This window comes from Methanoculleus frigidifontis (assembly GCF_030464345.1).
Classification (GTDB): Archaea; Halobacteriota; Methanomicrobia; order Methanomicrobiales; family Methanoculleaceae; genus Methanoculleus_A; species Methanoculleus_A frigidifontis.
In genome coordinates, this window is record NZ_VCYH01000002.1 from 243368 (window position 1) to 268002 (window position 24635).

21 protein-coding genes are annotated in these 24635 nt (G+C 64.3%); 16 read left to right on the plus strand and 5 right to left on the minus strand.

Annotated elements, in window-relative coordinates; all coding sequences use genetic code 11:
* Nucleotides 1-59: 59 nt before the first annotated feature.
* The 5 genes from FGU65_RS04125 (at nt 60) to FGU65_RS04145 (ending at nt 5826) form a co-directional block, all read left to right on the plus strand.
* Entirely contained in the window at nt 60-2078 is a 2019-nt protein-coding gene (locus FGU65_RS04125) for a magnesium chelatase subunit D family protein (RefSeq protein ID WP_301663146.1), read from the plus strand.
* A 144-nt stretch (nt 2079-2222) separates the two neighbouring features.
* Nucleotides 2223-2759 carry a hypothetical protein gene (locus FGU65_RS04130; protein WP_301663147.1) on the plus strand — a complete coding sequence of 179 codons (537 nt, stop codon included), beginning with the start codon at nt 2223-2225 and terminating at the stop codon, nt 2757-2759.
* Nucleotides 2756-3967, plus strand: a complete 1212-nt coding sequence (locus FGU65_RS04135) for an ABC transporter substrate-binding protein (protein WP_301663148.1) — start codon at nt 2756-2758, stop codon at nt 3965-3967. Before FGU65_RS04130 ends, FGU65_RS04135 begins: the two co-directional genes overlap by 4 nt.
* Nucleotides 3968-3982: 15 nt before the next feature.
* Nucleotides 3983-5044 carry a FecCD family ABC transporter permease gene (locus FGU65_RS04140; RefSeq protein ID WP_301663149.1) on the plus strand — a complete coding sequence of 354 codons (1062 nt, stop codon included), beginning with the start codon at nt 3983-3985 and terminating at the stop codon, nt 5042-5044.
* The gene (locus tag FGU65_RS04145; RefSeq protein ID WP_301663150.1) at nt 5038-5826 is read left to right on the plus strand and encodes an ABC transporter ATP-binding protein; all 789 of its coding nucleotides are present in this window, start codon (nt 5038-5040) and stop codon (nt 5824-5826) included. The genes FGU65_RS04140 and FGU65_RS04145 overlap by 7 nt, the downstream gene beginning before the upstream one ends.
* Before the next feature lie 237 nt (nt 5827-6063).
* On the opposite strand, the gene FGU65_RS04150 is transcribed toward FGU65_RS04145, so the two are convergent.
* Together FGU65_RS04150 and FGU65_RS04155 are read right to left on the minus strand one after the other, a co-directional pair.
* Nucleotides 6064-6510: a CGGC domain-containing protein gene (locus FGU65_RS04150; protein WP_301663151.1), complete on the minus strand. Its 447-nt coding sequence runs from the start codon at nt 6508-6510 to the stop codon at nt 6064-6066.
* Nucleotides 6511-6971: 461 nt separating this feature from the next.
* Nucleotides 6972-10112: an MEMAR_RS02690 family S-layer glycoprotein gene (locus FGU65_RS04155; protein ID WP_301663152.1), complete on the minus strand. Its 3141-nt coding sequence runs from the start codon at nt 10110-10112 to the stop codon at nt 6972-6974.
* Between FGU65_RS04155 and FGU65_RS04160 the strand changes: the two genes are divergently transcribed.
* The 4 genes from FGU65_RS04160 to FGU65_RS04175 all read left to right on the plus strand — a co-directional run bounded on the left by FGU65_RS04160 (nt 10101) and on the right by FGU65_RS04175 (nt 14018).
* Nucleotides 10101-10268: a hypothetical protein gene (locus FGU65_RS04160; RefSeq protein WP_301663153.1), complete on the plus strand. Its 168-nt coding sequence runs from the start codon at nt 10101-10103 to the stop codon at nt 10266-10268. The two genes, FGU65_RS04155 and FGU65_RS04160, sit on opposite strands and share 12 nt — an antisense overlap.
* Before the next feature lie 199 nt (nt 10269-10467).
* Entirely contained in the window at nt 10468-11094 is a 627-nt protein-coding gene (locus FGU65_RS04165) for a superoxide dismutase (protein ID WP_301663154.1), read from the plus strand.
* Nucleotides 11095-11312: 218 nt separating this feature from the next.
* Nucleotides 11313-13355, plus strand: a complete 2043-nt coding sequence (locus tag FGU65_RS04170; protein WP_301663155.1) for an acetate--CoA ligase family protein — start codon at nt 11313-11315, stop codon at nt 13353-13355.
* Nucleotides 13356-13571: 216 nt separating this feature from the next.
* The gene (locus FGU65_RS04175) at nt 13572-14018 is read left to right on the plus strand and encodes an FKBP-type peptidyl-prolyl cis-trans isomerase (RefSeq protein WP_301663294.1); all 447 of its coding nucleotides are present in this window, start codon (nt 13572-13574) and stop codon (nt 14016-14018) included.
* Nucleotides 14019-14026: 8 nt separating this feature from the next.
* On the opposite strand, the gene FGU65_RS04180 is transcribed toward FGU65_RS04175, so the two are convergent.
* A complete protein-coding gene (locus tag FGU65_RS04180) occupies nt 14027-15796 on the minus strand; it encodes an ATP-dependent DNA ligase (RefSeq protein WP_301663156.1) in 1770 nt (589 codons plus the stop codon).
* Nucleotides 15797-15888: 92 nt separating this feature from the next.
* Here FGU65_RS04180 and FGU65_RS04185 point away from each other — a divergent pair, with 92 nt between their 5' ends.
* Together FGU65_RS04185 and FGU65_RS04190 are read left to right on the plus strand one after the other, a co-directional pair.
* Nucleotides 15889-18273 (plus strand): outer membrane protein assembly factor BamB family protein, encoded by a 2385-nt coding sequence (locus FGU65_RS04185; protein WP_301663157.1) that lies wholly within the window; start codon nt 15889-15891, stop codon nt 18271-18273.
* A 75-nt stretch (nt 18274-18348) separates the two neighbouring features.
* On the plus strand, nt 18349-18891 hold the full coding sequence (locus FGU65_RS04190) for a hypothetical protein (protein ID WP_301663158.1): 543 nt from the start codon (nt 18349-18351) through the stop codon (nt 18889-18891).
* An 11-nt stretch (nt 18892-18902) separates the two neighbouring features.
* Here FGU65_RS04190 and FGU65_RS04195 read toward each other — a convergent pair whose 3' ends face one another.
* Both FGU65_RS04195 and FGU65_RS04200 read right to left on the minus strand, forming a co-directional pair.
* Nucleotides 18903-19169, minus strand: a complete 267-nt coding sequence (locus FGU65_RS04195; RefSeq protein WP_301663159.1) for a hypothetical protein — start codon at nt 19167-19169, stop codon at nt 18903-18905.
* Between the two features lie 62 nt (nt 19170-19231).
* Complete coding sequence (locus FGU65_RS04200; RefSeq protein WP_301663160.1) at nt 19232-19492, minus strand: hypothetical protein; 261 nt, start codon at nt 19490-19492, stop codon at nt 19232-19234.
* A 230-nt stretch (nt 19493-19722) separates the two neighbouring features.
* Between FGU65_RS04200 and FGU65_RS04205 the strand changes: the two genes are divergently transcribed.
* The 5 genes from FGU65_RS04205 (at nt 19723) to FGU65_RS04225 (ending at nt 24548) form a co-directional block, all read left to right on the plus strand.
* Nucleotides 19723-20520: an FHA domain-containing protein gene (locus tag FGU65_RS04205; protein ID WP_301663161.1), complete on the plus strand. Its 798-nt coding sequence runs from the start codon at nt 19723-19725 to the stop codon at nt 20518-20520.
* 170 nt (nt 20521-20690) lie between these two features.
* A complete protein-coding gene (locus FGU65_RS04210; RefSeq protein ID WP_301663162.1) occupies nt 20691-22220 on the plus strand; it encodes a protein kinase domain-containing protein in 1530 nt (509 codons plus the stop codon).
* A gap of 24 nt (nt 22221-22244) precedes the next feature.
* Nucleotides 22245-22949, plus strand: coding sequence for a potassium channel family protein (locus tag FGU65_RS04215; RefSeq protein WP_301663163.1), 705 nt, complete (start codon nt 22245-22247; stop codon nt 22947-22949).
* A gap of 115 nt (nt 22950-23064) precedes the next feature.
* Nucleotides 23065-23802, plus strand: coding sequence for an SIMPL domain-containing protein (locus FGU65_RS04220; protein WP_301663164.1), 738 nt, complete (start codon nt 23065-23067; stop codon nt 23800-23802).
* Nucleotides 23803-23882: 80 nt separating this feature from the next.
* Nucleotides 23883-24548, plus strand: a complete 666-nt coding sequence (locus FGU65_RS04225; RefSeq protein WP_301663295.1) for an MBL fold metallo-hydrolase — start codon at nt 23883-23885, stop codon at nt 24546-24548.
* Nucleotides 24549-24635 lie beyond the last annotated feature (87 nt).

Genomic DNA, 24635 nt, shown 5'->3' on the forward strand with positions numbered 1-24635 from the left:
CACCTGATCGTAATACTGTTCGGAACATATTTAACACTAAATAATCAATTTCTCTTCTAATGCCACACCACGTGCGACGCGGCGTGCTGCCGTTCACCGCGATCATCGGCCAGGAGACGATGAAGCGCGCTCTGCTCCTGAACGCCGTCAACCCCAGGATTGGCGGGGTACTCATCCGCGGAGAGAAAGGGACCGCAAAGTCCACCGCCGTCAGGGGGCTTGCCGACCTCCTGCCCGAGATCGAGGTCGTCGCCGGCTGCCCGTTCGGGTGCAACCCGGCGGATCAGCGGGAGATCTGCGACATCTGCTGTGAAAAAACAAAGACGGGAGGAGATCTTGCAATCGGAAAGCGGCGGGTCAGGGTCGTCGACCTTCCGCTCGGGGCGACCGAAGACCGCGTCGTCGGGACGATCGACATCGAGCGGGCGATCAAGGAAGGCGTCAGGGCGCTTGAACCGGGTATCCTGGCGCAGGTCAACCGGGGGATTCTCTACATCGACGAGGTCAATCTCCTGGACGATCACGTCACCGACATCCTCCTCGACGCAGCGGCGATGGGCGTCAACACGGTCGAGCGGGAGGGCATCTCGGTCTCGCACCCGGCCCGGTTCATCCTGATCGGGACGATGAACCCGGAAGAGGGCGAACTTCGGCCGCAGCTCCTGGACCGGTTCGGACTCCAGGTGACGGTTGCCGGGATCGCCGAGATCGACCAGCGGATCAGGATCGTGGAGACCGCCGAGGCGTTCGAGAGCGACCCCGAAGGATTCAGGAGAACCTGCGAGGGCGATCTTGCGGCGCTCCGGGAGCAGATAACCGCCGCAAAGCGCCTCCTCCCGCATGTTGCCGTCCCGCCCGATCTCATCCGCAGGACGGCAGAGACCTGCGTCCGTCTCGGCGTCGACACCCACCGTGCCGAGATCGCCGTCATCAGGACGGCAAAGACGATCGCCGCGCTGGAGGGGCGCAGCGAGGTGACGCTTGCCGATATCCGCGAGGCCATGGAGCTTGCCCTGCCGCACCGGATGCGGCGCCGGCCGTTCGAAGAGCCACGGGTAGACCCAGAGCACCTCGACGACCTCCTGCAGGACGACCCGCCCGAACCGGAGAGGGAGACCGAGGACGGGCACCGGGAACCTCCGGACCAGCCGCCCGCTCCGGGAGAGGGAGGCGAGACGGCAGACGGGGATTTGGGGGCTGCAACTACCGTCCACGCCGCCGGCTCCCCGATCGATGCGGCGAAGGTCGAGCGGAAACCGGAGCAGGATAGAAAGACGCGGCGAACGGCGGACGGCAGGCGCGTTCCGACCTACTCGGCGCGAAAGACCGGCAGGTATGTCGCTGCCCGGGAGACGGCGACGCCCCGCGACGTCGCACTCGACGCCACGATCCGCGCCGCCGCGCCGTACCAGAATGAGCGCCCGAAGAACGGCCTTGCCCTTGCCATCCGCGACCAGGACATCAGGGAGAAGGTGCGGATCGGCAGGGTGTCGACCTCATGCCTCTTCCTGGTGGATGCCAGCGGATCGATGGGTGCCGTGCGGCGGATGGAGGCTGCAAAGGGCGCGGTGCTCTCGCTCCTCGAGGAGTCGTACCTGATGCGCGATCGCGTCGGGCTGATCGCTTTTTGCGGAAGCGGTGCGGAAAATCTGCTCCCGCTCTGTTCGAGCGCCGATCTGGCCGTAAAACGGCTCGAAGAGATCCCGACCGGCGGGAAGACGCCCCTCCCCGCAGCGCTCGCCCTTGCCGCTGACGTCTTCCGGCGCGAGACGCGGAAGAACGCCGGCACCATACCGATAATGGTGCTCCTCTCCGACGGGCGGGGAAACGTTTCGCTCTCCGGCGATATCCGCCGCGACATCGAGCGCCTCGCAACCGATATCGGGGAACAGGGCATCCATACCGTCGTCCTGGACACCGAATCGACGGACTCGTCGTACCTCCGGATGCAGCTTGGCTACTGCAGGGAGATCGCCGAGCGTTCCGGCGGCAGGTACTACCCGATAGGCGATCTCGCACCGGAGCAGGTGCACGCGATCGTCGAAGCGGAGCGAAACAGGCTTTTCCAGGAGACCTGAGCGGCCGGGGTGCCGCATTCCCTGCCGCTTTTCTCTTTTTGCCCGGTTTTTAGGCCTGGCTGGAATGCGACACACATCTCGAAAGGTATGATTTGTTAGCACAAGAAGAAACCTTCTTATTACAAAATCGACAACTGAAGTGTGATGACGAGATTTTCGGTGCTCTGCCTCGCCTGTATCGGGCTGCTGCTCCTCTCGGTGCCCGTCTGCGCTTCCTCCTCTCCGATCACCCGGACGCTCTCCACCATAGAACCCTCCGGGGGAGACGAGTTCACCGTGACCCTTTCCATCCGGGATATCGCGATCGGTGGGATCGTCGAGTCGCTGCCGGCGGGATATGTCTTTGTCGGGACAACGCACCCGGCAAGCCGGATTCTGCTCAGGGGGCAGACGATTGCGTTCGCCGTTCTGAACGAGACCGAGATCTCATACACCGTCCGGGCTCCCGCAACCGGAAGCGGAGAGATCACCGGCCGGTGGGAAGACCTCGCCGGTGACGAGACCGGGACGGTTCCGGCATCGCACGTCGCCGTGGACGGCATCGACACGCCCGGCGAGGCCGCGGGAGCGAAACCCGCCGGGACAAACGCGCAGGCAGGATCGCCGTCCGGCATTCTCGCCGCAGCGGCGGCCGTTCTCATCGGCGCCTGCCTGCTTGCAGTGCGGAGGGATGACCGATGATGCGGACGATCCTCCTGGCCGCCCTCGCCGCCCTTCTCTTCCTTGCCGTTCCAGTCTCTGCAGCGGATACTGATTCTCTCCCGGGAGACGCCGACGGTGACGGAACGCTCACCGGCGACGAGGTCTCGGCAACCGTCCTCGCCTACCTCGATGCCGCCTACATGGGCGGGACCGGCACCGACCGCACCGAAGCTCTCGACGCCGCCCAGGTCTACGCGTTCTGGGGCGGCAGGCCGAAGATTGTCACCGACTCGGCCGGGAAGACGGCAACCCTCTACCGGCCGCTCCGGCGGATCGTGGTCTGCAACGGCGAGACGCTGGAGACCCTCCGGTCGATCGGGCTTGACGCCGGCAGGGTCGTGGCCGTCGACAAGTACAGCCTTGAAAAATCGTCGTTCTTCCCCGAATACCAGGGCAAAACAAATATCGGGAGCATCTGGTCGCCGGACATGGAGAAGATCGTGACCGCCCGACCGGACGCGGTCTTCCTCTATGCAACGATCAGCACCGCCGCCTGCGATGATATTCAGCAGAAACTGGAGGCCACGGTTCCCGGAATCCACGTCTTCCGGTTCGACTGCTTCAAACCCGCGACCTATGCCGATGAGGTCCGGGCTATCGCGGCGATGACCGGCCGGGAAGAGCGCGGTGAAGCGTTCATCGCGTTCTACGAATCGGCGATGAACACGATCCGGGACGGTGTCCCTGACGCAGACAGGCCCCGTGTCTACTTCGAGTACTGGATCGACTACAGGACAGTCGCCCGCAATGCAGGGTACAACGAGAAGATCGGGCTCGCGGGCGGAGTGAATCCCTACTCCGGCGAGTCGACGGACTACCCGGATATCGATCCGGAGTCGGTCATCGCCAACAACCCGCAAGTCGTGGTCAAACTGGCCGGACAGGGACTCGAGTTCGGCGGCTATGCCGGGCACGATCTCGATTCGTTCGCCCGGATTCGGTCGGCGCTGCTCCTGCGGCCGGGCTGGACGACGCTCGATGCGGTGAAGAACAACCGCGTCTACGTCATCCACTCGGATATCCTGGGCGGGGCGCAGCATTTCATCGGAACGGCGTACCTGGCGAAGATCATCTCCCCGGAGCGGTTCGGCACCCTCGACCCGCAGGCGATTCACCAGCGCTACCTGACCGACTTCCAGGGGATCGACTTCGACCTTGCCACGCAGGGCGCGTTCGTATACCCGTAACCGGAGATGAGGAGCATGACCGAACAGATCACCCGTCCGGCGGACGGATATGCAGAGATCAGGAGGGTGCGGGGGATCTTCATCGCCGCCCTCCTTCTCGTGCTGGCTCTCCTCGTCGGCGTGGCGGTCACGCTCGGGTCGGCGGATCTCTCGGTGAGCGAGTCGTACCTGGCTATCCTGGCGGGCCTCTTCCCGGGGACATTCCAGGCTCCCGAACTTGCGGAGGTGATCGTCTGGGACTACCGCCTGCACCGCGTGCTCTTCGCCGTCTGCGCCGGGTTCGGCCTTGCGATCGCCGGAACGGTGATGCAGGGGATCCTCCGAAACCCGCTCGCAAGCCCCTTCACCCTGGGCATCGCCTCTGCGGCCGCCACGGGCGCCTCCATCGCCATCGTTCTCGGCGCCGGCTTTCTCGGCGGGGACTACCTGATCATCGGCAATGCGTTCCTCTTCGCCCTGCTCGCCTCGATGGCCATCTACGGGATGGCGCGCTACCGGGGCGTCAGCTCCGAGACGATGATCCTCGGGGGCATCGCGCTCATGTATCTCTTCTCGGCGATCACCTCGCTCCTCCAGTACCTCGGTTCCGCCGAACAGCTTCAGGCGGTGGTCTTCTGGATGTTCGGCTCGATGGACAGGTCTTCGTGGATGAAACTCGGGATCGTCGCCGCAATCCTCGCCGTCATCGTCCCGTACTTCATTATCCGCGCCTGGGACCTCAACGTCCTCGCCGAAGGCGACGAGGTGGCGAGCAGCCTCGGCGTCCCGGTCGAGCGGTCGATGACCGTCTTCATGATACTCTCCTCCCTCGTCACGGCGGCGATCATCTGCTTCACCGGGACGATCGGGTTCATCGGCCTCGTCGCCCCCCACATCACCCGGATGGCCGTCGGCGGCGACCACCGGGTCCTCATCCCCGCATCGGGCCTGGTCGGCGCCGTCCTCCTCCTCGGCGCCGACAGCATAGCCCGCAGCATCCTTGCACCCGAGATCCTGCCGGTCGGGATCGTGACCGCCTTCCTCGGCGTGCCGTTCTTCATGTATCTCTTCCTGCACCGGAGGGATGGAGGATGGTGAGGCTGTCGGTCAGCGATCTTGCGTTCTCCTACCGCGACCGCCCGGTGCTCTCGGATATCGCTTTCTGCGTCGACGCCGGTGAGGTGCTCGGCCTTGTCGGGCCGAACGGGTGCGGCAAGACGACGCTGATCAAATGCGTCGACGGCATCCTGACCCCCTGCCGGGGGAGGGTGGCGCTGGAGGGGCAGGACCTTGCCCGGATGCACCGCCGCGAGGTCGCCCGGCTCATCGCCTACGTCCCGCAGTCCATCACGAATCACACCTCCTCGACGGTCTTTGAGACCGTCCTGATGGGGAGACGGCCGTACCTGAACTGGTCGGTGCGACCGGAGGACGAAGAGAAGGTACAGGAAGCACTCTCGCTCCTCGACCTCGACGACCTGGCGTTCCGGCAGGTCCGGGAACTTTCCGGCGGCGAGCGGCAGCGGGTGATGATCGCCCGGGCTATCGCCCAGGAGACGAAAGCAATTCTTCTCGACGAACCGACGAGCAGTTTAGACGTCCACCACCAGATGGCGGTGATGGAGGTGATCCGCAGCCTTGCAGAAGAGCGGGACCTCTCGGTGGTCATTGCCGTGCACGACCTGAACCTGGCGGCGGCGTTCTGCCACCGGCTCCTCGTGATGAAGCAGGGGTCTATCCAGGGCAACGGGATACCTGCTGATGTTCTCACCGCGGCCACGATACGCGATGTGTACGGCATCGATGCGGTCGTCAAGCACGATCTTGCGACGCCGTATATGGTTCCCGTGCCCTCGGGCAGGCGCCGGGGGAAGACCTGATCGTCTCCGCGTACGATCGGTGCAGGGCCGGAAAAAGAGAGATGACCGCGTTCTGAAGGCTCTTTCCCGTCCGGCCACCGGCGGCTTCCGGAACGCGGCGCCGATCGCCGGCCCTTGCCGCATGCCCCGGGCGGTGATGCGAGCGCCGTGCGGGAGACGGCCTGCCGGTAAGCCCCGCCGGGATCGTCCCGGCCGATGCTCCGCGGAGCACCACAGCGAGAATTGCCGAAAAAGGGTTTAATCGTAGGCGAGCCGGGTTTTTTCATCGGCAAGGGTGGGGGCGGTCAGGGCTTTCCAGAGTTCCGAATCCCATGAGCCAAGCTCCGTGTGCGTGGTGTGGTACTTCTGGGGGATCGGGTGCGTTCCCACAACCACCTCCATGCCATACTTCTCCTGTATGAAGCGGGAAAAGTACGAAATCCGGGGACAGGGGGGATACCCGACAACCATGCCGGTGGCAAGGTGCACGACCTCGGCACCGTTGTTCTTCATCTCCTGCGGCACGTATTCGACGTTCCCGCCGGGACAGCCGTTGCAGGTCGCAAATCCGACGAGTTCAACGTCTTTCCCTTTGTACCGTTCAAATGCGCCTTCGCGGTTGCGCAGTGCCCGCAGGCACTTGCCTCCGGCACAGGTCCGGTAGCGGTCGCAGATGATGATTCCCACTCTGATCGGATCTTCCATAGATATGCTCTCCCTGGTGCAGGATGTTCAGTTATCAATTCTCTACCTGATACGAGAAATATGCTGTGCCGAACGCCTGCAGAGAGGCGGCGAAGAATGTTCCGATTCCCGGAGCACGTTCACGCCTGAGATCTCTGCGACTACCCCCGCCCTCTTCCCGCAGGCAGTGCGCTCTCTGAGAGTCACGCGATTCCCCCGGGTTCGTCCTGCGAGCGTACGGGCTCCTTTGAGCCCGGCATTGGCAGCGCTGCATCGTCCGGACTGCGGCCTACTCCGGGCTGCCCGGGGGAAAGACGGCGACGGGGAGAAGAATCCACATGCCGGAATGTAGATCGCGGATCCGGCTTTCCGCATACTCCTGAACCGTCAACAAAGAAGTATTAGCGATTGACCTTCTTGCACCGGGCAGCAGCGGTCTTGCCGGGAGAGGCATCGGTACGGCAAAAAAGGGAGAGGAACGGCTATGTCAGCCCGGCAAGTTCCCCTTCTCCGGCCATATAGAGCCAGTAGCCCTGCCCCGGCACCATCGTGCGGCTATCGGCGAAGATGCCGCTGCCGCCGTTGACGACGGCGATCTCGTACTCCTGCACCGCCGCGTTCCAACCGATCAGGTTCGTCCAGGCGCTCCGCACCGAGAAGAGTGCGTCCCGCGCCGATGCCGGAACCGTGCAGGGATGGCCGACAGCGTTCCAACCCGGCGCAAGGCTTCTGGCCGGCGGCACTGTCACGCTGTCGCTTGCAAAGAAGAGGCCGACTGAGGTGCTGCGGTTTGCATAGACCCAGTAACCGTCCAGGGGTTCGATCGCGCTGTCGGCGGCGAGAGCGCTCCAGGAGCGCGTCACCGCGTCATACCGGAAGAACGAGTGGCCTGCCGTATCGACGGCACCGAAGACCTTCGCTGCGGTGTTGTTCCCGTCGGAGAGGCGTTTCTGGACCGAGACGAAGTTCCAGCCGCGCGCGAGGCTGAGCGTGGCGTCGGGGACGGGAGCCGGCGGCGGGGCCGGGATAAACTCCCGGAAGATCGTGAAGGTCGCGTTCTCCACGGGTGCATGGGCGGCGTCCAGGATCTGCGACCGGAAGAGTGTCCTGTTCCCGGCCGCCTCAACCGCAGGGATGGTGCCGTCCAGCTGGATGGCAAGCTCGACGGTACCGGCGTAGGAGAGCTCGAAGGCGGTGATCTCGACCCGGCTTCCGCCACGGGTCTGTGAAGATATCAGGATGTCGTCGCGGTAGGTGTATATCCGCCAGCAGGGCTCTGCAAGGTCGGTGTACACTTCAAACGACGCGTTCGGATCGAACGTCTGCAGGAACCGCACCCTGACGGAGGCTGCGACATCCTCTCCGGCAGAGAGCCCTGCGTCCGGCGGGGAAACGGTCACCGAGCGTATCGTATATCCACTGCTGTCCGGGTAGACCGGCGTCGGTGTCGGGTAGGGCCCCTCGCCCAGCGCGAAGGTCGTAGAGCAGGTCACACCGGTCTCCACGCTCTCGACGTTGACGATGTACTCGTCCGGCCGGAACGTAGAGGCGTCGACCTCAAAGAACCAGGTATTGTTGGGTGCACCCCTCTGAACAGTTACTGCGCCGGAGGCGCCGCTAAACCCGATGTACGGCACCCCTGCCATCGGGTCGAAAGACGCGCTCGTCACATCGATCAGCAGCTCGTCGCCGGGAGCCAGGTTGGTCGTGCCGGTGATGGTGAAGGTGCTGCCGGGAGTCTGGTTCCCGATGGGATCGATCCGGAGCCAGGGCTCCTCCACGAGGAATGTCAGCGCGACGTGGGTGTCTTCGACATACGGCGAGTTCAGGGCGTTCACGAGTGCGGCTGCAGCGTCGGACGCCTGCAGGTTGGACAGGTCGATGTTGGCCATACCGGGCGCGGTGATGGTTGCAGTTGTTCCGGGAGCGAGGCGGACGTCCTGCAGCCCGTTCTGCATCGGGTGCTGGACGACGACGAAGTACTGGCCGGTTGCGAGGTTCCCGGTCACGCCGGAGTCGAGGCCGTACTCAAAGGATCCGTCGGACTCCACACTCACGGATTTACTGAGGAGGCGGTAATTCTTGCCGAAGATCCAGACGTAGACATTACCCGGGTTGCCCTCCGCCGTCCCGGAGATGGTGAGGGGATCGCCCTTCGCAACGGTGGTCGAACTCGCGGTCGCTGTTATGGTGGGGGTCTTCAGGACGACGGACTGGGTGGCGTACTGCGCATCTGATACATGAGCCTTGTCGCGCGGCGTGGATACGGCGTAGAGGGTATAGCAACCGGAGTCCAGCCAGGCATTGACCGACGATGTGTCCCACCGGTACTCCCAGGTGTCGTCGGTCTCGACGCTGACCGAAGTGAAGGTGCTGCCCACCTGATCCACAACTGCCGCGGTGAAATCGTTGAGCCTGACACCGCCCGTCGGGAGGTTCGGACCGCACACAAAGAGGTAGGTCGTCGCGGCCTCGGTGTTGGTGCCGGAGAGGACGATCTCCTCGCCGATATAGTAGACGCCGGTGCCGGATGCGGCCATGGTGACGGTGCCCATCTCCACCCGCACCCTGACGTCATCCGACCGGCCGGGATCGGCCGGGTCGACGACCTTGATCGTGAAGGTCTGGTCAGCCGTGGCGACGGTGGTGGTAAACTGAACCGCCCGGGCGCCGGCTGCGCTGGTGATCACCTGAGCTCCCGCATAAGGGACGTCTGCAGCGTCAGGAACACCGTCCATCTGCACGTTGGGCGTAACGGAGGGCTGCCCCGGCGCGATCAGCGGGTACTGATCCGCGTTGAGACCCGCGTCCCTGACGTAGAGCCAGTAGGCCTTTTTGGCCTCGCCGGTGACGGTCACGACGAAGGGATTGCCGCGGACAACGGCGTCCTTGTTCGCCGCCAGCGAGAGAGACCGGATACTGACCTCGAACGAGACCGTGTTCGAGTCATACCCCTTCCCCGCAAGCCCGGTCGCGTCGTTCCAGCGTGCCTGCGCGGTGTAGGTGCCGGCGGCCGCATCGGTAAGGGCTATCCCGCCGACGTAGACCGTGGACGCGTTGATCGGAACGTTGTCGGTGCCGACGCCGCCAAGCTGCGTGAGCCTGCCTCCGGCAGGGGTGGTCACCTCGATATCCACGAAAGCGACCGCCGGGGTGGCGTAGAGCCCATTGACGTTGTTCTGCACCTCGAAGGCGAGCGGCGTGCTCCGGGAGACGGATTTCCCGGCCACGGAGTCGGTGCGGGAGGTATCAAGGACGACGTCGAGAGTTACGGCAGGGGTCTTGACGACGACGTACGGGTTGCCGGCGGCGAGGCCGGAACTGTCCCACGCGTAGTAAGTGCCGGTGATGCCGCCGGCGTCCGCTGCGGAGAGGTCGAAGGTGTTCGCGCTCGGAACATCGATGATGTTGTCGGCGGCACCCGCCGCGAAATCACTGTAGTGGACGAGGCGGGTGATGCCGGGGGCGACGCCGGTCAGGTCCAGGCCTTCCTCGCCGGTGTAGATCGTATCCCCGACACCGATCCCCGCACGTCCGTCCCGGGCCGCGGCCGGGGAGGAGAGGAGGGCGACCACGATCAGGGCGGCAAAGAGCAGGATAGTCTTTCGTGTATGGTTCTGCATAGTATCACGCATGCATGGCAGCAGGCCGACGGGCGGCAGATCCCGGAGGGCACTATCAGGGAAGAGGCCAGGTCGCAGATCTCGACGGCCGGGATCGTCCCCGCAGCCCCCCACATGCCCGGAACCGGCAGGAGCTGTCCGGTAGCGGAAGATTGACCGACGCGGGTACTTAACGCTTGTGAAATGGTATGCAACGGACATGTACACAACCAGCGAAACTGTACGTATTCAACCGTGCTGCATGCCCTTGCGCACCTCCTGAAGGCAGGCACCCGCAAGAAGCCTCACCCCCCATCTCCCGCCGAACCGATACGCTCATAACACCGGGCACCCTCTTGTCGATAGGTGATACCACATGGCACAGGAACAGATGCAGATACAGAAACGGTATGAACTTCCCCCGCTCCCCTACGATGCTGCCGCGCTCGAACCGCACATCTCCCGGGAGCAGCTCTCCCTGCACCACGACAAGCACCACCAGGGCTACGTCACGGGCGCCAACGCCGATCTCGAGAAGCTCGAGCAGGCACGGCAGGAAAATGCCGATATCGACGAAAAAGCGATCCTCAAAGAGTTCGCGTTCAACATCGGCGGGCACATCCTCCACTCGCTCTTCTGGCCAACGATGGCGCCCGCGGGCAAAGGCGGCGGGACGCCCGGAGGGGCGGTTGCAGACGTACTCGACCGGGAGTTCGGCACCTTCGACCGGTTTAAAAAAGAGTTTTCCCGGGCCGCATCCAGCGTCGAGGGGTCGGGATGGGCAGCTCTTGTTATGGAGCCCCTGAGCGGGCGGCCGCGCATCATGCAGATCGAGAAGCACAGCAACAACGTCTATCCCACCGCCCCGATCCTGATGGTTCTCGATCTCTGGGAGCACGCCTACTACGTCGACTATCGGAACAACCGCGGCCAGTTCATCGATGCATTCTGGAACGTCGTCAACTGGGACCAGGTGAACAGCCGGATGGAGAAGATGATCTGACCGGTCACGCCTGCGGCAAGAACCGACGAAATCCACTCATTTTTTCCGCAATCCCGCCCGTATCTGCCAGAGACAGGCAGAGGGGGCATCTTTGGCAACGTTTAATCTGCTTCCCGCCCAACGTACGTAATTCATTCAGGGGCCATTCATTGCTTTTTCTTGAATGAACCGGGCAGTAATGCCGAAAAATAACGTACCAGCACTACGAGGTGCATACCATGTCACGACATATGTTGAGTGAATACGAGTCATACGATCTCCTGCGACAGTACGGAATTCCGGTGCCGGAGTACAGCATTGTACCATCGGCCGCGGAGGCAGGCGAAGCAGCGGAGAAGATGGGGTTCCCCGTCGTCATGAAGATCTCCTCGCCGGAGATCATTCATAAGAGCGATGCCGGCGGCGTCATCGTCGGCGTCGGTTCGACGGCGGCAGCCCGCGAGGCGTTCGACCGGATCGTTGCAAACGCACAGGCATACAACCCGAACGCCGAGATCAGGGGGGTCATCGTCGAACAGCAGGCCGAACCCGGCCTCGAGCTGATCATCGGCGGGAAGACCGATCCTGCCTTCGGGAAGGTTCTGACGTTCGGGATGGGCGGGACGCTCGTCGAACTGATGAAGGACGTCACGCTGCGGATCCTCCCGATCGATGAGGCGGAGATCCGCCGGATGGTCAGGGAGATCAACGGCTACCCCATCATCACAGGCTACCGGGGTATGAAACCGAGGGACGAGGAGACGCTTGTTGCGGCCATCGCCGCAGTCCACCGGTTCTTCACCGAGAACACCCACGTCGTGGAGTTCGACATCAACCCGCTCCGGCTCTACGAGTCCGGCGCCTGCATCGTCGATGCCCGGATCTTCGTCGACGACGAGGCCGAGGAGCGGACGGCGCAGGAACGCCCCTTCGTCCCGCTCGAGTACTTCTCTCCCCGGTCAATCGCCGTCGTCGGCGCATCCTCGGACCCGAAGAAGATGGGGTATGCCGTCATGCACAACCTCCTCCACTTCCCGGGGCAGCTCTACCCGGTGAACAATAAGCGCTCCGACGTCCAGGGACTGAAGGCCTACCCCTCCGTGGCAGCGATTCCAAACCCGGTCGACATGGCGGTCATCACCGTCCCGGCAAACCACGTCCCCGCCGTCATCGAGGAGTGCGGGCAGAAAGGGGTCGCCATCGCCGTCATCATCACCGCAGGGTTCAAGGAGATGGGCGAGACAGGACGGGCGCTCGAGGAGCGGATCGTGGAGATCGCAAAGCGCTACGGCACCCGGATCGTGGGCCCAAACTGCCTCGGCCTGATCATTCCCCCGAAGGGGATCGACACGACCTACGTGCACGAGTCGCCGAAGGCCGGCAACATCGCCTTCATCTCCCAGAGCGGTGCGATCATCAACACCGTCGTCGACTGGAGCATCGTCCACGACATCGGGTTCTCGGCGGTCGTCTCGGTCGGCAACCAGGCGGACCTCAACTTCATCGACTACCTCCGGTTCGTGGAACGCGATCCGAAGACGAAGGGCATCATCCTCTACATCGAGGAGCTCCAGGACGGCAAGACCTTTATGAAGGTCGTCAGCGAGGTCTCGAAGAGCAAACCGGTCGTGGCGATCAAGTCGGGATCGTCTGCAAAAGGTCAGGCTGCCGCCGCCTCGCATACGGGGTCGCTCTCCGGGTCGTACGACGTCTACATGGAGGCGTTCCGCGAGTCGGGCGTCATTCCGGTCCACACCCTGACCGGCGCCTTCCAGGTCGCCGAGATGCTGGCATCCCCGAAGGGCTACCCCCGCGGCAAACGGGCGGTCGTCGTGACGAACGCAGGCGGGTTTTCGGTTCTCTCCTCCGACTACGCCGAGCGCTACGGGATCGAGATCATCGATCTTCCGCCGGAGCTCCTCGAGGAGCTCAACGAGTTCCTGCCCGACTTCTGGAATAAGGGCAACCCGCTCGACCTCCTCGGCGACGCCGGCGAAAAAAGGTTCGAGAAGGTCTTCGACGCGCTGATCCGTCACCAGGACTGCTGGGATCTCGCGTTCGTCATCGGGTTCCCGAACCTGGTGATGCAGTCCGACCAGCTGGCAAACCAGATCGTCCGGTTCGCCGGGAAGACCGAGAACATGATCGTCGGGGCGCTCCTCGGCGGCGACTCGATGGAGCGCGGCCGCGACATCCTGAAGGAGAACGGCATTCCGAGCTTCGAGGAACTGGACTTCACCTTCCGGGTGATGGGCAGGATCCTCTGGCAGCGGTTCCGCTGACCCCCTGTTTTTTCCGCCGGGATCACCGGCATTCCCGCAAGCGGCTCGGCAGGCTACTGCAGATACAGCGTCTCCGCAGCACCCCGATCCGGTGAACCCGCGGGGCCATCCGGCATGGCATCCGGCCGGAAAAGGTCGTTTTCCGGGGATAATTACTTTAAACACCCCATCAAAACGTATTTATAATCTGGCCTCCCCCGGGAGGCGGTGAGTAGCATGACGCAGGCAAAAGAAGGCGACACCGTCAAGGTGCATTACACCGGAAAACTGAGCGACGGAACGGTATTTGACTCTTCAGACGAACAAAGCCCGATAGAGTTCACCATCGGCGAAGGCCAGGTCATCCCCGGCTTTGAAGAGGCAGTCGTCGGAATGGAGCCCGGTGAATCAAAGACCGCAACCGTTCCTTCCGAGAAGGCCTACGGCCCTCACCAGAGCGAGATGATGTTCGAGGTCGGACGCGACCAGTTCCCGCCGGATGTTCAGCCCGAAAGCGGACAGCAGCTGCAGATCCGCCAGCCCGACGGCAGGACGTTCTTCGTCGTCGTCAACGACATTTCGGAGTCGAGCGTGACGCTGGACGCCAACCACCCGCTGGCAGGCAAAGAACTGGTCTTCGACATCAGGCTCGAAGAGATCGTTTCACAGAGCGCTACGGCATAACCGAACGGTCAGCGGGCTTTGCCCCGCCCCCGGTGCATCGCGGCGACCTCTGCGGCGGTCGTCGCCTGCTCCGGATCTTTCTCTCTCCTCCAGCGGACGAACCGCGGGAACCGCAGGGCAAGCCCCCGCTGCCGCCCGGCATCCCAGCTGCAGGTGTGCACCGGGCTTTCGGTGATCTCTGATCCCAGCACCTCGAGCACGTACCGGGGCACGAACCAGACGTCCGGGCGCGCCTGATCGGTGGCCATGACCCGTGCCGGCATGCTCCCGGCCTGCGCATCCCCGAACATCTCCGGGAGCGCCCGGAGTTCTTCGTCCGTAAACCCGGTGCCGAGCTTGCAGACGGTCTGGAAGATATCCTCCTCGTGGTTGTATGCGGCGCAGAGGAGTGATCCGTAGGTGCCGGCCCGCTTTCCCCTGCCGGCGTTGGCGCCGACGACCACGAGGTCGAGGGTGTCGGCAAGGCCCGGGCCGTAACTCTTCTTCCATTTTATCCACTGCCACTCCCGGCCGCCGGCACGGTAGGAGGAGCCTGATGCCGTCGACTTGCAGACGATTCCTTCGAGGCCGCGCCCGATACAGGCCTCGAAGAAGTCCGCGACCACGGCAGGGTCGGTCGTGACGACCCGGCCCGACGCGGCGATGAACGCCCCGGGGCGGAGGAGCGCCTCGAGGATGCGCCGCCGCTCCGGGTACGGTGCCGCAAGATGCGGCGCCCCGTCCGCCAGGAGCACGTCGAAGACCCGGTAGGTCGCCGGGATCCGCTCTGCAAACTCGGCGATCCGGTACTTCCGGCGCCGCCGCATCAGCCGCTGGAAGGGGTGGTACGACCCGGTCTCCGGGTCGTAGGCGACGGCCTCACCGTCGAGGATGCACGAGTCCGCGGCGATATGCGTCCTGACAAGATCGACAATATCCGGGAACTGGCCCGTGACGTCGGTCAGCCGCCGCGAAAACAGCCTGACCTCCTCGCCGTCCTTGTGCGCCTGTATCCGCTCGCCGTCGTACTTCTCCTCTGCAGCAACGACTGCAGAACCGATCTTTTCGAAGATCTCGCCGAACCGGGAGACCCGCTGGGTGAGCATCGGCCGGACCGGCCGAAAGAGCGTGATCCCGATCCGCTCCACGGCCCCAGGCCCGCCCGCTGCGAGGGTGGCCGCCACGTAGCCGATGTCGGAGCAGAGGTTATAGGCGTGTTCGAGCAGCGGCCGCCGCTTCTTCGAGCCGAGAAACGCCGTTGCGAGCGCGTCCAGGAGCGTCATATCGCCGACGCCGAGCCGCATGGTGCCGGTCGCCAGCCGCAGAAGATACCGCCGCTCCGCCGCCGCGGCCCCGGCGATCATCGCGGCGAGGATCTCTCGCCGGACGTCTTCGGAGCCTGGCCCGGCGGCGACGGCGACCCGCAGCAGACCGCGGTGCACGTCATCGACCGTCAGGGCATCGCCGAAGGTGAAGACCCCGGGAAAGATGCGCGTCTCTGCCCCGCCGAGCGCCGCCGCCGCGTCGCCGGCATCACCGGCGGAGCGCACCGCCGCATCGACCATCTCCTGCGGAAGACCAAAAGCAGAGGCGATGGCGGCGCTTGCGGTCCTGACGCCGACACCGAGCGTGATCTCCCGGTAGCCGGCGGCGATCTCGCCGAGCGTGATATAGCAGAGCGTAGCGAGCTCGTCCGGCTCTGCTTCGCGCAGGAGATCGGCAAGAATGGCCGTCATCTCGCGTGAAGAGGCCGTCTCTTCGAGCCGCTCGAATGCGCGGACCAGGCGGGAGAACTGCATGGGAGACCAACCGGACGTTCCTCCGGCGGCGTGCTATTTGTAGGTTGTGCTGCCGAAACACTTATCATTCGCACGCCACATCATGGCGCCGCATGTATAAAAATGTGCGAATACTAGGAGTGCTCGTTCTTCTGGCGCTGTTCATCCCGATGGCTGGGTGTGCGCAGGAGAACGCCACCGGGAATGCCACAGAGGCAGTTCCACCGGAAGTGATCGAGTACGCGACCGACTGGCCGCTGCCGAACTACGACTACAACAACTCGCGTGCAACGATGGACTCGGCGATCGATGCCGATACCGTCAACGACCTCGGCACCGCATGGACGTTCGCCATTCCTGCCACCGGCACGTTCGGCGCAGCGTCCAGCAACCCGATCGTCATGGGCGAGACCGTCTACTTCCAGGACCTCAACGCGAGCGTCTTTGCCCTCGACCTCGGGAACGGTTCGGTGATCTGGGAGCAGCCCTACGACAACGCCTCGGTTGCCGGACCGAACGGGCCTGCGGTGGGCTGGGGCAAGGTCTTCGTGGCAAAGGATCCCTTCAGCATGGCAGCCCTGAACGCGACGACCGGTGAAGAGATCTGGGCGCAGAAACTTGTCCTGAAGACCAACGAGACCGGAACGCTCATCGGTGAGGGGATCGACATCCAGCCGTCGGTCTACGACGGCCTCGTGCTCACCTCGACGGTGCCCGGAACCGGCGACGTCTTCTACGAGCCGGGGAGCATCGGCGTGATCTACGCGCTCGACCAGGAGACCGGCGAGGTCGCCTGGAACTTCAGTACCGTCGATTCTCCGGACCTCTGGGGCAACCCCGACGTGAACAGCGGCGGCGGGTGCTGGTACTCGCCCGCCGTCGATACTGAGCGCAGCGTCACCTACTGGGGCGTCGGCAACCCCGCGCCCTGGCCGGGCACCGAGGAGTGGCCGAACGGAACGAGCCGTCCGGGCCCGAACCTCTACACAAACAGCATCCTCGCCCTGGGAGCGGAGAACGGCAGCCTGAACTGGTATACCCAGACGGTGCCGCACGACCTCTTCGACTACGACCTGCAGATCCCGCCGATCCTGACGAACGCCAGCGTCGCCGGTGAGGAGCAGGACCTCGTCATCGGTGCGGGCAAGATGGGCAGGGTCTACGCCTTCAACCGCGACAGCGGCAGCCTCCTCTGGGTTGCGGTCGTCGGGGAGCACCAGAACGACCAGATCGCCGGCATCCCGCCGAACGAGACCGTGACGGTCTATCCGGGATACTTCGGCGGCGTCGAGACGCCGATGGCCTATGCCGACGGCGTCGTCTTCGTGCCGAGCCTCGATCTCTTTGCGAACTACACGTCCACGCAGGTGGGCGGCCAGGAGCCGTTCAACGAGTCGGTCGGCAGGCTGACGGCCATCGAGGTTGAGACCGGCAAGATCCTCTGGGACAAGGAGCTCGCGTCCCCGAACTTCGGCGGCGCGACGGTGGTGAACGATCTGGTCTTCACGGCGACGTTCGACGGCACGATCCTCGCCTGCGACCGTGCGACCGGTGATGAGGTCTGGAACATGACCGCACCGGCCGGGATCAACGCCTGGCCGGCCGTGGCGAACGACACCATCGTCTGGCCTGCCGGTGCCGGCGACGAGCCGGTGCTGCTCGCCCTCCGGCTCGGTGCGGCGGGCGGGAACGTCACGATGCCGCAGAACGTGACCGGGAACCAGACGGCGAATCAGACGCAGAACATGACTCAGAACCAGACGATGAATCAGACCGCGGGCATGGACAACATGACAATGAATCAGACGACGGGCAACGTGACCGGGATGCCGAACGTGACGATTACGATGCCTGAGAACGGGTCGGGCGTGAGTGCCGGGAACGTGACGGTCGCGATCGAGGTCGCGAACTTCAGCCTCGTCGACAGCCTGGGACAATCGGCCGTGACCGGTGAAGGCCACGTCCACTACTACATGGACGTCGAGCCGCTCCCGACACAGCAGGGCAGCCCTGCGGTGCCGGAGAACGGCTCGTATGCCGTGAGCACCAACACGTCCTATACGTGGGAGAACGTCACGGCCGGCAACCACACCTTTGCAGTCCAGCTCGTCAACAACGACCACACGCCCCTCGACCCGCCGGTGACCGCGGCCGTCAACGTCACCGCAAACCAGACCGCCGAGAACGTGACGGAGAACCAGACGATGCAGGAGAACGTGACAGTCGGCCTTACGGCAGAGAACATCGCCTTCAACACGAGCACCATCACGGTTCCTGCCGGAGCGGCCGTGACGATGGACTTCACCAACCTGGACAACGTGCCGCATAACTTCGCGGCCTACGAGACGGCGGAGGCGAGCGATGCCATCTTCGTCGGCGAGGTCATCGGCCAGGGAGAGATCACCTACACCTTCACGGCGCCGGAGACGCCGGGCACCTATTTCTTCCGCTGCGACGTCCACCCGGTGGCAATGACCGGCGACTTCATTGTGGAGTGATCCCCGAAAAACCCGACCCTTTTTCCGGCATCGCCGGAAGGTAGATACCGGAGCAGCGCAAGACGAAGAGTATCCATGACCAGACGCGCCAGAGAGTCGGTTCCGGGCATCCTCATCTCCCGCATCGGCGGCTTCGTGATATTCCTGATCCTCCTCGGCATCCTGAACCTCATCGCCGGGTCTTACCGGGGCGAGATCTTCCTCGAGGTCGTCGGGTTCCTGAACGCCAACCTCGGACTCCTGGTGCTGATCACCGCCGTCTTCCTCGTCGCCGACCTCTTCGGGGCGCTGCAGTTCCCCTTAAACCTCCCCGCGCCTCTCGTCAACGCCGCTGCAGCCGTCTTCCTGGTGGAGTTTCTCATCCGGCTCTTTGGACTGGTGGCGGAGATCTCGGGCGTCCGGGTCTTCCTGCTCTTCGAGGAATTCTCGTTCCTGATCTATCCGGCGGTCTTCCTGATCGTCCTGATCGGCGGCTACGCCGTGCTGTTCACCTCGGCCGGCGAGAAGAGCGGGCGGGACGGCGGGGACACCAGATCGTGGGACGAGATCGGAGAAGACTTCCGGAAGGTGTTCACCGAGATCCTGCAGAAACTTCGCGAAGAGTTTGGCGGAAAGTAGAGCCGGGAGGGCTATCGATTCCGCTCCATCTCCTCGAAGGTGAGAACCTCGGCATCCGTGACGGCTCCCGTCTCCGCATCCATCCGGATCAGGACGGCAAGCTCGTCTTCGAGGCTCTCCCAGCGGACCAGATCGGGTTTCGTCTCTTTTGCCTGAAACCCGAGATTGTGCAGCGTTTTGCGGAGCCCCTCGTATGTCGGGGTCTCGCGGACCACCGCCTCGACGATATCCTGCATACCCTGCTGCTGCCCGCGCTCGATACGTTCCATCCGGGTCATGGATACACGATCAGGCACCCACTCCAGATAAACATGATCCGCAGAACTTTGCGGCGGCGGATTTACCGCTCCACCGGCGCCAGCTCCTCAAAGGATGCGACACGGTAGCCGGAGTAGCCGCCGCCGAGATTGATCCGGAGCATGACGAGGATCTGCAGGTCGGGCTGCACCCAGATCGCGTAATCGGGCGTGTCGGTCTGCGGTATGAACTGCAGCGACTCCAGTTCTTCCCGCACCCCCGAGTAGTCCGGGTTCGACTGGATCAGCTCCTCGATCTGCACCATGACCTGCCGCTGCTCAAGCGTTGTGATACCGTTCACCATGCTCCACCCGAGAGGCGATCGTCGGTAATAAGCGTGATCCCCGTGCGAAATTCCCGCCCTCCGCGGCGCTCTGCAGGAACATCGCAGCCGGAGTCTCGCGATCCGGGAGAGCGGATACCGGATAACCGGGCGGTTCAATGATTGAACCGGAACGTTGAGACAACCTTATTGGGAACGATTACCCACAGAACTGTACGAAGCTCCGGACGAGAGCGAGGCCGGGGAGTTTCATGCACGAGGACGAAGCAGGGGAAACCATCATTCTCCCGGACGAAGTGGATTCATTCAGGGAACTCTCGGAGTACCTGGACGTGCTCTCGAGCAGCACGCGGCTGAGGATCCTCAAGATCATCGAGAGAAAACCAAAAGACATCAGGCAGATATCCTCGGAGATCCGGACGAGTTACGAGAACACCAAGAAGCATATCGACAAACTGCTCAGTATCGGGGTCGTCCGCAAAGAGGCGGGGCTCTCGCGGCCGACGTCAAAAGGCATTCACCCGGTCTGGAAGTACTCGCTCGTCCCGGGAGGGATGGAAGCAATCGTCCGGAACCTCGGGCTCTTCTCCAATATGCGGCTGGCATCCGCGGACGCCGATCTCAGCGCACGGCTTGCGGCGGTGCGGGGGCAGGTCGCGGAGGAGTTTTCGGGCGGCGTGCCGGCGGTCACCCTCCTCGGCGGACCGGATGACGGGACGGTCTTCCCGCTCGAGGGAGAGCGCATCGCCGTGGGGCGGGGCGACCGGGACGCCGCAGGAGACCTGTCCGCAATCCTCCTCTCCGAGGAGTACGCCGCCGTGACCCGCGTTTCGAAACCGCACGCACGGTTTACGCTGCAGAGCGGGGTCTGGCATATCGAGGACTGCGGGAGCACCGGCGGCACCTTCGTCAACGGTGCGGCTCTTGCGCCGCACCACAGGCAGCCCCTGCAGGACGGCGACCTCATCGACCTTGCCCGGGGCGTTCACGGGGCGTCCTTCGTCTACACCGAGCGGGGCCGCTCGGAGCGGGAGGAGGAAGAGCCCTGACCGCATCTGCCGCGGCGGGGCGGCGGCTGATCGTCCTGCTCCTCTGCATCGCCCTCGCCGCCGCGGTATCGCCGGCGTTTGCGGCGACCTACACCGTCGGCACCGGTGAAGGCGACCTTCCGACGATCCAGAGCGCCGTCGACCTCGCGGCGGACGGCGATACGGTGATCGTGCAGGGCGGCACCTCCAGAGAGTCCGTCACCGTGCCGCGCTCCATCACCCTCCGGGGAACGGACGGGGCGGTGCTGATCGCTCCGGACAATTCTGCTGCGCTCCGTCTTGCGGCCGACGGCGTCCTGGTGGAAGGGTTCTCGATCCTGGCCGCGTCCGGAAACGGCATCGAGGTCGCCGGCGACCGCAGCACGATCCGGGAGAACCGCATCGACGGCGCGGAGATCGGCATCCTCTGCACGGCGGGCCGTAAGAACGAGATAACCGGAAACACCATCAGCAACGCTACCGTTGCGGCGATCGTCCTGCAGGACCCGGGCAGCAACACCATCACCGCCAACACGTTTGCGGGCAACCTGCAGGACGTCCTCAGCGAGGGGCGCTCGAACGGCAACCAGATCAGCGGCAACGCGGAAGAGTCGCTGCCGGCCGCAGCAGCGCGCGCCGCTGCACAGGGGCGAAACCCGGAGAACTCCCGGGCACCGGCAGTAACGGCAGCGACGACAGCGGCGGCGACAACCGGATCGCCGGCCGCTCCCGCCGGCAGGGGCGACAGCGGCGGCGGCAGGATGAACCCGCTCCTCACAGCAGCCCTCCTGCTCGCGGCGGCCGCTCTCCTGGCAGGGGTCGCGTTCGCGTGGCACCGCCGCACGCAGGAGAGACGCGAATCCGGGGATCCTGCCGGAACTCTCCGCTCCCCCGCCGCCACCCTCCCGGCAGCCCGCGCCTTCGGGTTCCCGGGCGAACTGCAGGACAGGTACGACCGGATCGAGTACGTCGGGGAAGGCGGCCTCGGCCGGGTCTTTGGCGCGGTGCGGCGGAGCGACGGGCAGGCCGTCGCCGTGAAGATCCCAATCGCCTTCGACGAAGCGACCGGCCGGGCGTTTTTGAAGGAGATGCAGCTCTGGGAGGAACTCAGGCACCCGAATATCGTGACCGTCTACTCGGTCAACATCCTCCCGGTCCCCTACGTCGAGATGGAGTACGTCCCCCGAACGCTCGAGCAGCTCGAGAAACCCGTAGCGATCGGGACGGCCGTCCGGCTCGTCGCCGGCATTGCCGACGGGCTCGGATACGCCCACGCGTGCGGGGTGATTCACCGCGACATTAAGCCCCACAACATCCTCCTGACGGACGATCTGACGCCGAAGATCACCGACTGGGGCATGGGCAAGGTTCTGCTCCGGGGCGCCGAGACGAGCGGGTCCGGGTTCTCCCCAACCTACGCGGCGCCCGAACAGCTGGCGCCGAAGCAGTACGGCTCGACCGGCCCCGGGACCGATCTCTACCAGCTCGGCGTCGTCCTCTACGAACTCCTGACCGGCGCCGCACCGTTCTCGGGCGAGAGCGTAGGGGAGATCAGCATGGCGATCCTCGGCGATGCGCCGGTCCCGCCGTCACAGGTCCGGCCGGGCACGGAGGCGCTCGACAGCGTTGTTCTCCGGTGCCTGGAGAAGGACCCGGAGCGGCGCTACCGGTCGGCGGCGGACCTCCGGGCCGACCTGACCGGCGACGCGGCCTCGCCGTAACGTTTTTAACCCTCCCGGTGCGAGATGCCACGCGCAAAAGACGTGCCGGGAGATGCAAAAACGATGTTTGATGCGATGAGAGCCTTTTTCAGACGGTGCCGTTCGCTGCAGTTTTACTATCTCGTCATCTCCCTCGTGCTCCTGCTGGCGCTCTACCCCTACGTGGGGCGGACGGGCGCCCTGCTGAAGGTGCTGACCTCGGTGGTGCTGATCACCGGGGTCTATGCCGTGAGCAACCGGCGCCGGCAGATCGCCATCGCCCTTGTTCTCGCGCTCCCCGCCTTTGCCGCGGGATGGCTCTTCCTCATCACGGGGCTCCCCCTCCTCGACACCGTGGAGAGCGCTTTCACGCTCGCGTTCTACACCTTCACCACGCTGGTCGTCCTCTCCCGGGTGCTGACCTCAGAGGAGGTCACCTCCGATACCATCTCCGGGGCGGTATCGGTGTACCTGCTCCTCGGGATCACCTGGGCGACCGCATACGACATCGTCGCAGCGATACATCCCGGCTCATTCGCCTCTGCCGGCATCCTCGCCTACCCGGACTATCTCTACTTCAGCTTCGTCACCCTCGCCACCCTCGGCTACGGCGACATCACGCCGCTCACCGATCAGACGCGGTCGCTCGCCATGCTCGAAGCGGTCACCGGCGTGCTCTACACCGCGGTGCTGATCGCACGCCTCGTCGCGGCGCGGGGCTGGTCACCCCGGCAGGGGAGGGGGCAGTAGGCAGAAATCGGGCATCCGTTTGAGTATTCCCGGTTTTGCCGGCCAATAGGCTACGAATTTTCTCGAAGTCAAAGCAAGCCATATATTTTCCGGAAGACAACAGATAGATGATACTATGCGGGGAAAACTAGCACTCCTGATAGCAGCTCTCCTGGTGCTCTCTGCTGCGGCCATCGGCAGCGCAGCGGCACAGGTTGAGGAACCGAATGAGAAACTCATCTACGCATCGGGCACCGGAAAGGTGACCACCACGCCCGACCAGGCCGTCGTCGCGCTCGCGGTCCAGACCGAGAACGCCGACGTCACGGTCGCCCAGCAGATGAACGCGGAGCAGATGGACGCCGTCATCAACGCCGTCAAGGCGGCCGGGATCCCGGCCGAGAAGATCAAGACCACGGGATACTCGGTCACCCCGGTCACGGAGGACTCGGGCGCGGTCTGGAGCTCCGCGAAGGTCAAGTACTACCGGGTGACGAACACCGTCCGGGTAACCCTGGACGACGTCACGCGGGTGGGCGAGATCATCGATCTCGGGATTGCAAACGGCGCGAACCGCGTGGACTACATCTCGTTCACGGTGAGCGACGAGACGCAGCAGGAGCTCCGGTCGCAGGCGCTGACCGCGGCCGTCCGGCAGGCCCGGAGCGACGCGGATGCGGTGGCGGCCGCACTCGGCAAGACCATCATCGACGTCAGGGAAGTCAACATCGGCAGCAATTACATCCCCCTCCGCTACGACTCCGCCGCATCCTACGCCGGCGGCATGGAGAAGGCGGCAGGCGTCCCGACCCCGATCGAGGTCGGCGAGATGGACGTGACCGCAACGGTCTCGGTCACCTATATCATCAACTAACCTTTTTTCAGAGAGCCGCCTGCCCGGAGTGACATCTATAATATGATCCGGGCAGAACAGGTATCCGGGACGTGCTGGCAATGGTTACCATCACCGAAGTCTACAACAATATCGAGTACAACCCGACCCTGATCCCGGAGAAGGGGTTCTCCTGCTCCCTGCAGGAGGCGGACCTGCTCTTTGATACCGGCGGGCGGGGGGACGTGCTGCTCACCAACATGGAGCGGCTCGGCATCGACCCTGCGGGAGTCCGGCGCCTCGTGGTCTCCCACGACCACTGGGACCACACCGGCGGGATCGCCGCATTCCTCGCGGCAGACCCCGGCGCGGACGTCTTCATCCCCGAAGGCTTTTCGCAGAAGACAGTGGATTTGATCGAAGAGTACACGACGCCGCAGGTCGTCACGGGATGGACGCGAATTTCGGACGGCATCTTCTCGACCGGGCCGCTCGGGGACGCGATCCGCGAGCAGTCCCTCGCCGTTGCAACGCCGAACGGGTTTTTGATCGTGACGGGCTGCGCACACCCGCACGCCGGCAGGATCATCGAGCGGGTCCGGGAGGAAGGACCGGTCTGGGGCATCCTCGGCGGGTTGCACACCGTATCGGAGGCGGATATGGACGCCCTCGGGAGCGTCGCGTACCTCTCGGCGTCCCACTGCACCGACCGCATCGACGACCTGCAGCAGCGCTACCCGGCGGCGTTCCGGCCGGGCGGCGTCGGCAGGATCCACCGGATGCCGTGAGAACGGGGCCCGAGTCCTCTCCTCGGGCCCCGCCGCCACGAAGACACGCACGCGGCCAATCCCAACGCAGGAATCCGCCCGCAGCAG

What these genes read in the sequence shown, in the direction of transcription:
- FGU65_RS04125 (WP_301663146.1), top strand. Translation starts at nt 60, where the DNA reads ATGCCACACCACGTGCGACGCGGCGTGCTGCCGTTCACCGCGATCATC.
- FGU65_RS04130 (WP_301663147.1), top strand. Translation starts at nt 2,223, where the DNA reads ATGACGAGATTTTCGGTGCTCTGCCTCGCCTGTATCGGGCTGCTGCTC.
- FGU65_RS04135 (WP_301663148.1), top strand. Translation starts at nt 2,756, where the DNA reads ATGATGCGGACGATCCTCCTGGCCGCCCTCGCCGCCCTTCTCTTCCTT.
- FGU65_RS04140 (WP_301663149.1), top strand. Translation starts at nt 3,983, where the DNA reads ATGACCGAACAGATCACCCGTCCGGCGGACGGATATGCAGAGATCAGG.
- FGU65_RS04145 (WP_301663150.1), top strand. Translation starts at nt 5,038, where the DNA reads ATGGTGAGGCTGTCGGTCAGCGATCTTGCGTTCTCCTACCGCGACCGC.
- FGU65_RS04150 (WP_301663151.1), bottom strand. Translation starts at nt 6,510, where the DNA reads ATGGAAGATCCGATCAGAGTGGGAATCATCATCTGCGACCGCTACCGG.
- FGU65_RS04160 (WP_301663153.1), top strand. Translation starts at nt 10,101, where the DNA reads ATGGTTCTGCATAGTATCACGCATGCATGGCAGCAGGCCGACGGGCGG.
- FGU65_RS04155 (WP_301663152.1), bottom strand. Translation starts at nt 10,112, where the DNA reads ATGCAGAACCATACACGAAAGACTATCCTGCTCTTTGCCGCCCTGATC.
- FGU65_RS04165 (WP_301663154.1), top strand. Translation starts at nt 10,468, where the DNA reads ATGGCACAGGAACAGATGCAGATACAGAAACGGTATGAACTTCCCCCG.
- FGU65_RS04170 (WP_301663155.1), top strand. Translation starts at nt 11,313, where the DNA reads ATGTCACGACATATGTTGAGTGAATACGAGTCATACGATCTCCTGCGA.
- FGU65_RS04175 (WP_301663294.1), top strand. Translation starts at nt 13,572, where the DNA reads ATGACGCAGGCAAAAGAAGGCGACACCGTCAAGGTGCATTACACCGGA.
- FGU65_RS04180 (WP_301663156.1), bottom strand. Translation starts at nt 15,796, where the DNA reads ATGCAGTTCTCCCGCCTGGTCCGCGCATTCGAGCGGCTCGAAGAGACG.
- FGU65_RS04185 (WP_301663157.1), top strand. Translation starts at nt 15,889, where the DNA reads ATGTATAAAAATGTGCGAATACTAGGAGTGCTCGTTCTTCTGGCGCTG.
- FGU65_RS04190 (WP_301663158.1), top strand. Translation starts at nt 18,349, where the DNA reads ATGACCAGACGCGCCAGAGAGTCGGTTCCGGGCATCCTCATCTCCCGC.
- FGU65_RS04195 (WP_301663159.1), bottom strand. Translation starts at nt 19,169, where the DNA reads ATGACCCGGATGGAACGTATCGAGCGCGGGCAGCAGCAGGGTATGCAG.
- FGU65_RS04200 (WP_301663160.1), bottom strand. Translation starts at nt 19,492, where the DNA reads ATGGTGAACGGTATCACAACGCTTGAGCAGCGGCAGGTCATGGTGCAG.
- FGU65_RS04205 (WP_301663161.1), top strand. Translation starts at nt 19,723, where the DNA reads ATGCACGAGGACGAAGCAGGGGAAACCATCATTCTCCCGGACGAAGTG.
- FGU65_RS04215 (WP_301663163.1), top strand. Translation starts at nt 22,245, where the DNA reads ATGCCACGCGCAAAAGACGTGCCGGGAGATGCAAAAACGATGTTTGAT.
- FGU65_RS04220 (WP_301663164.1), top strand. Translation starts at nt 23,065, where the DNA reads ATGCGGGGAAAACTAGCACTCCTGATAGCAGCTCTCCTGGTGCTCTCT.
- FGU65_RS04225 (WP_301663295.1), top strand. Translation starts at nt 23,883, where the DNA reads ATGGTTACCATCACCGAAGTCTACAACAATATCGAGTACAACCCGACC.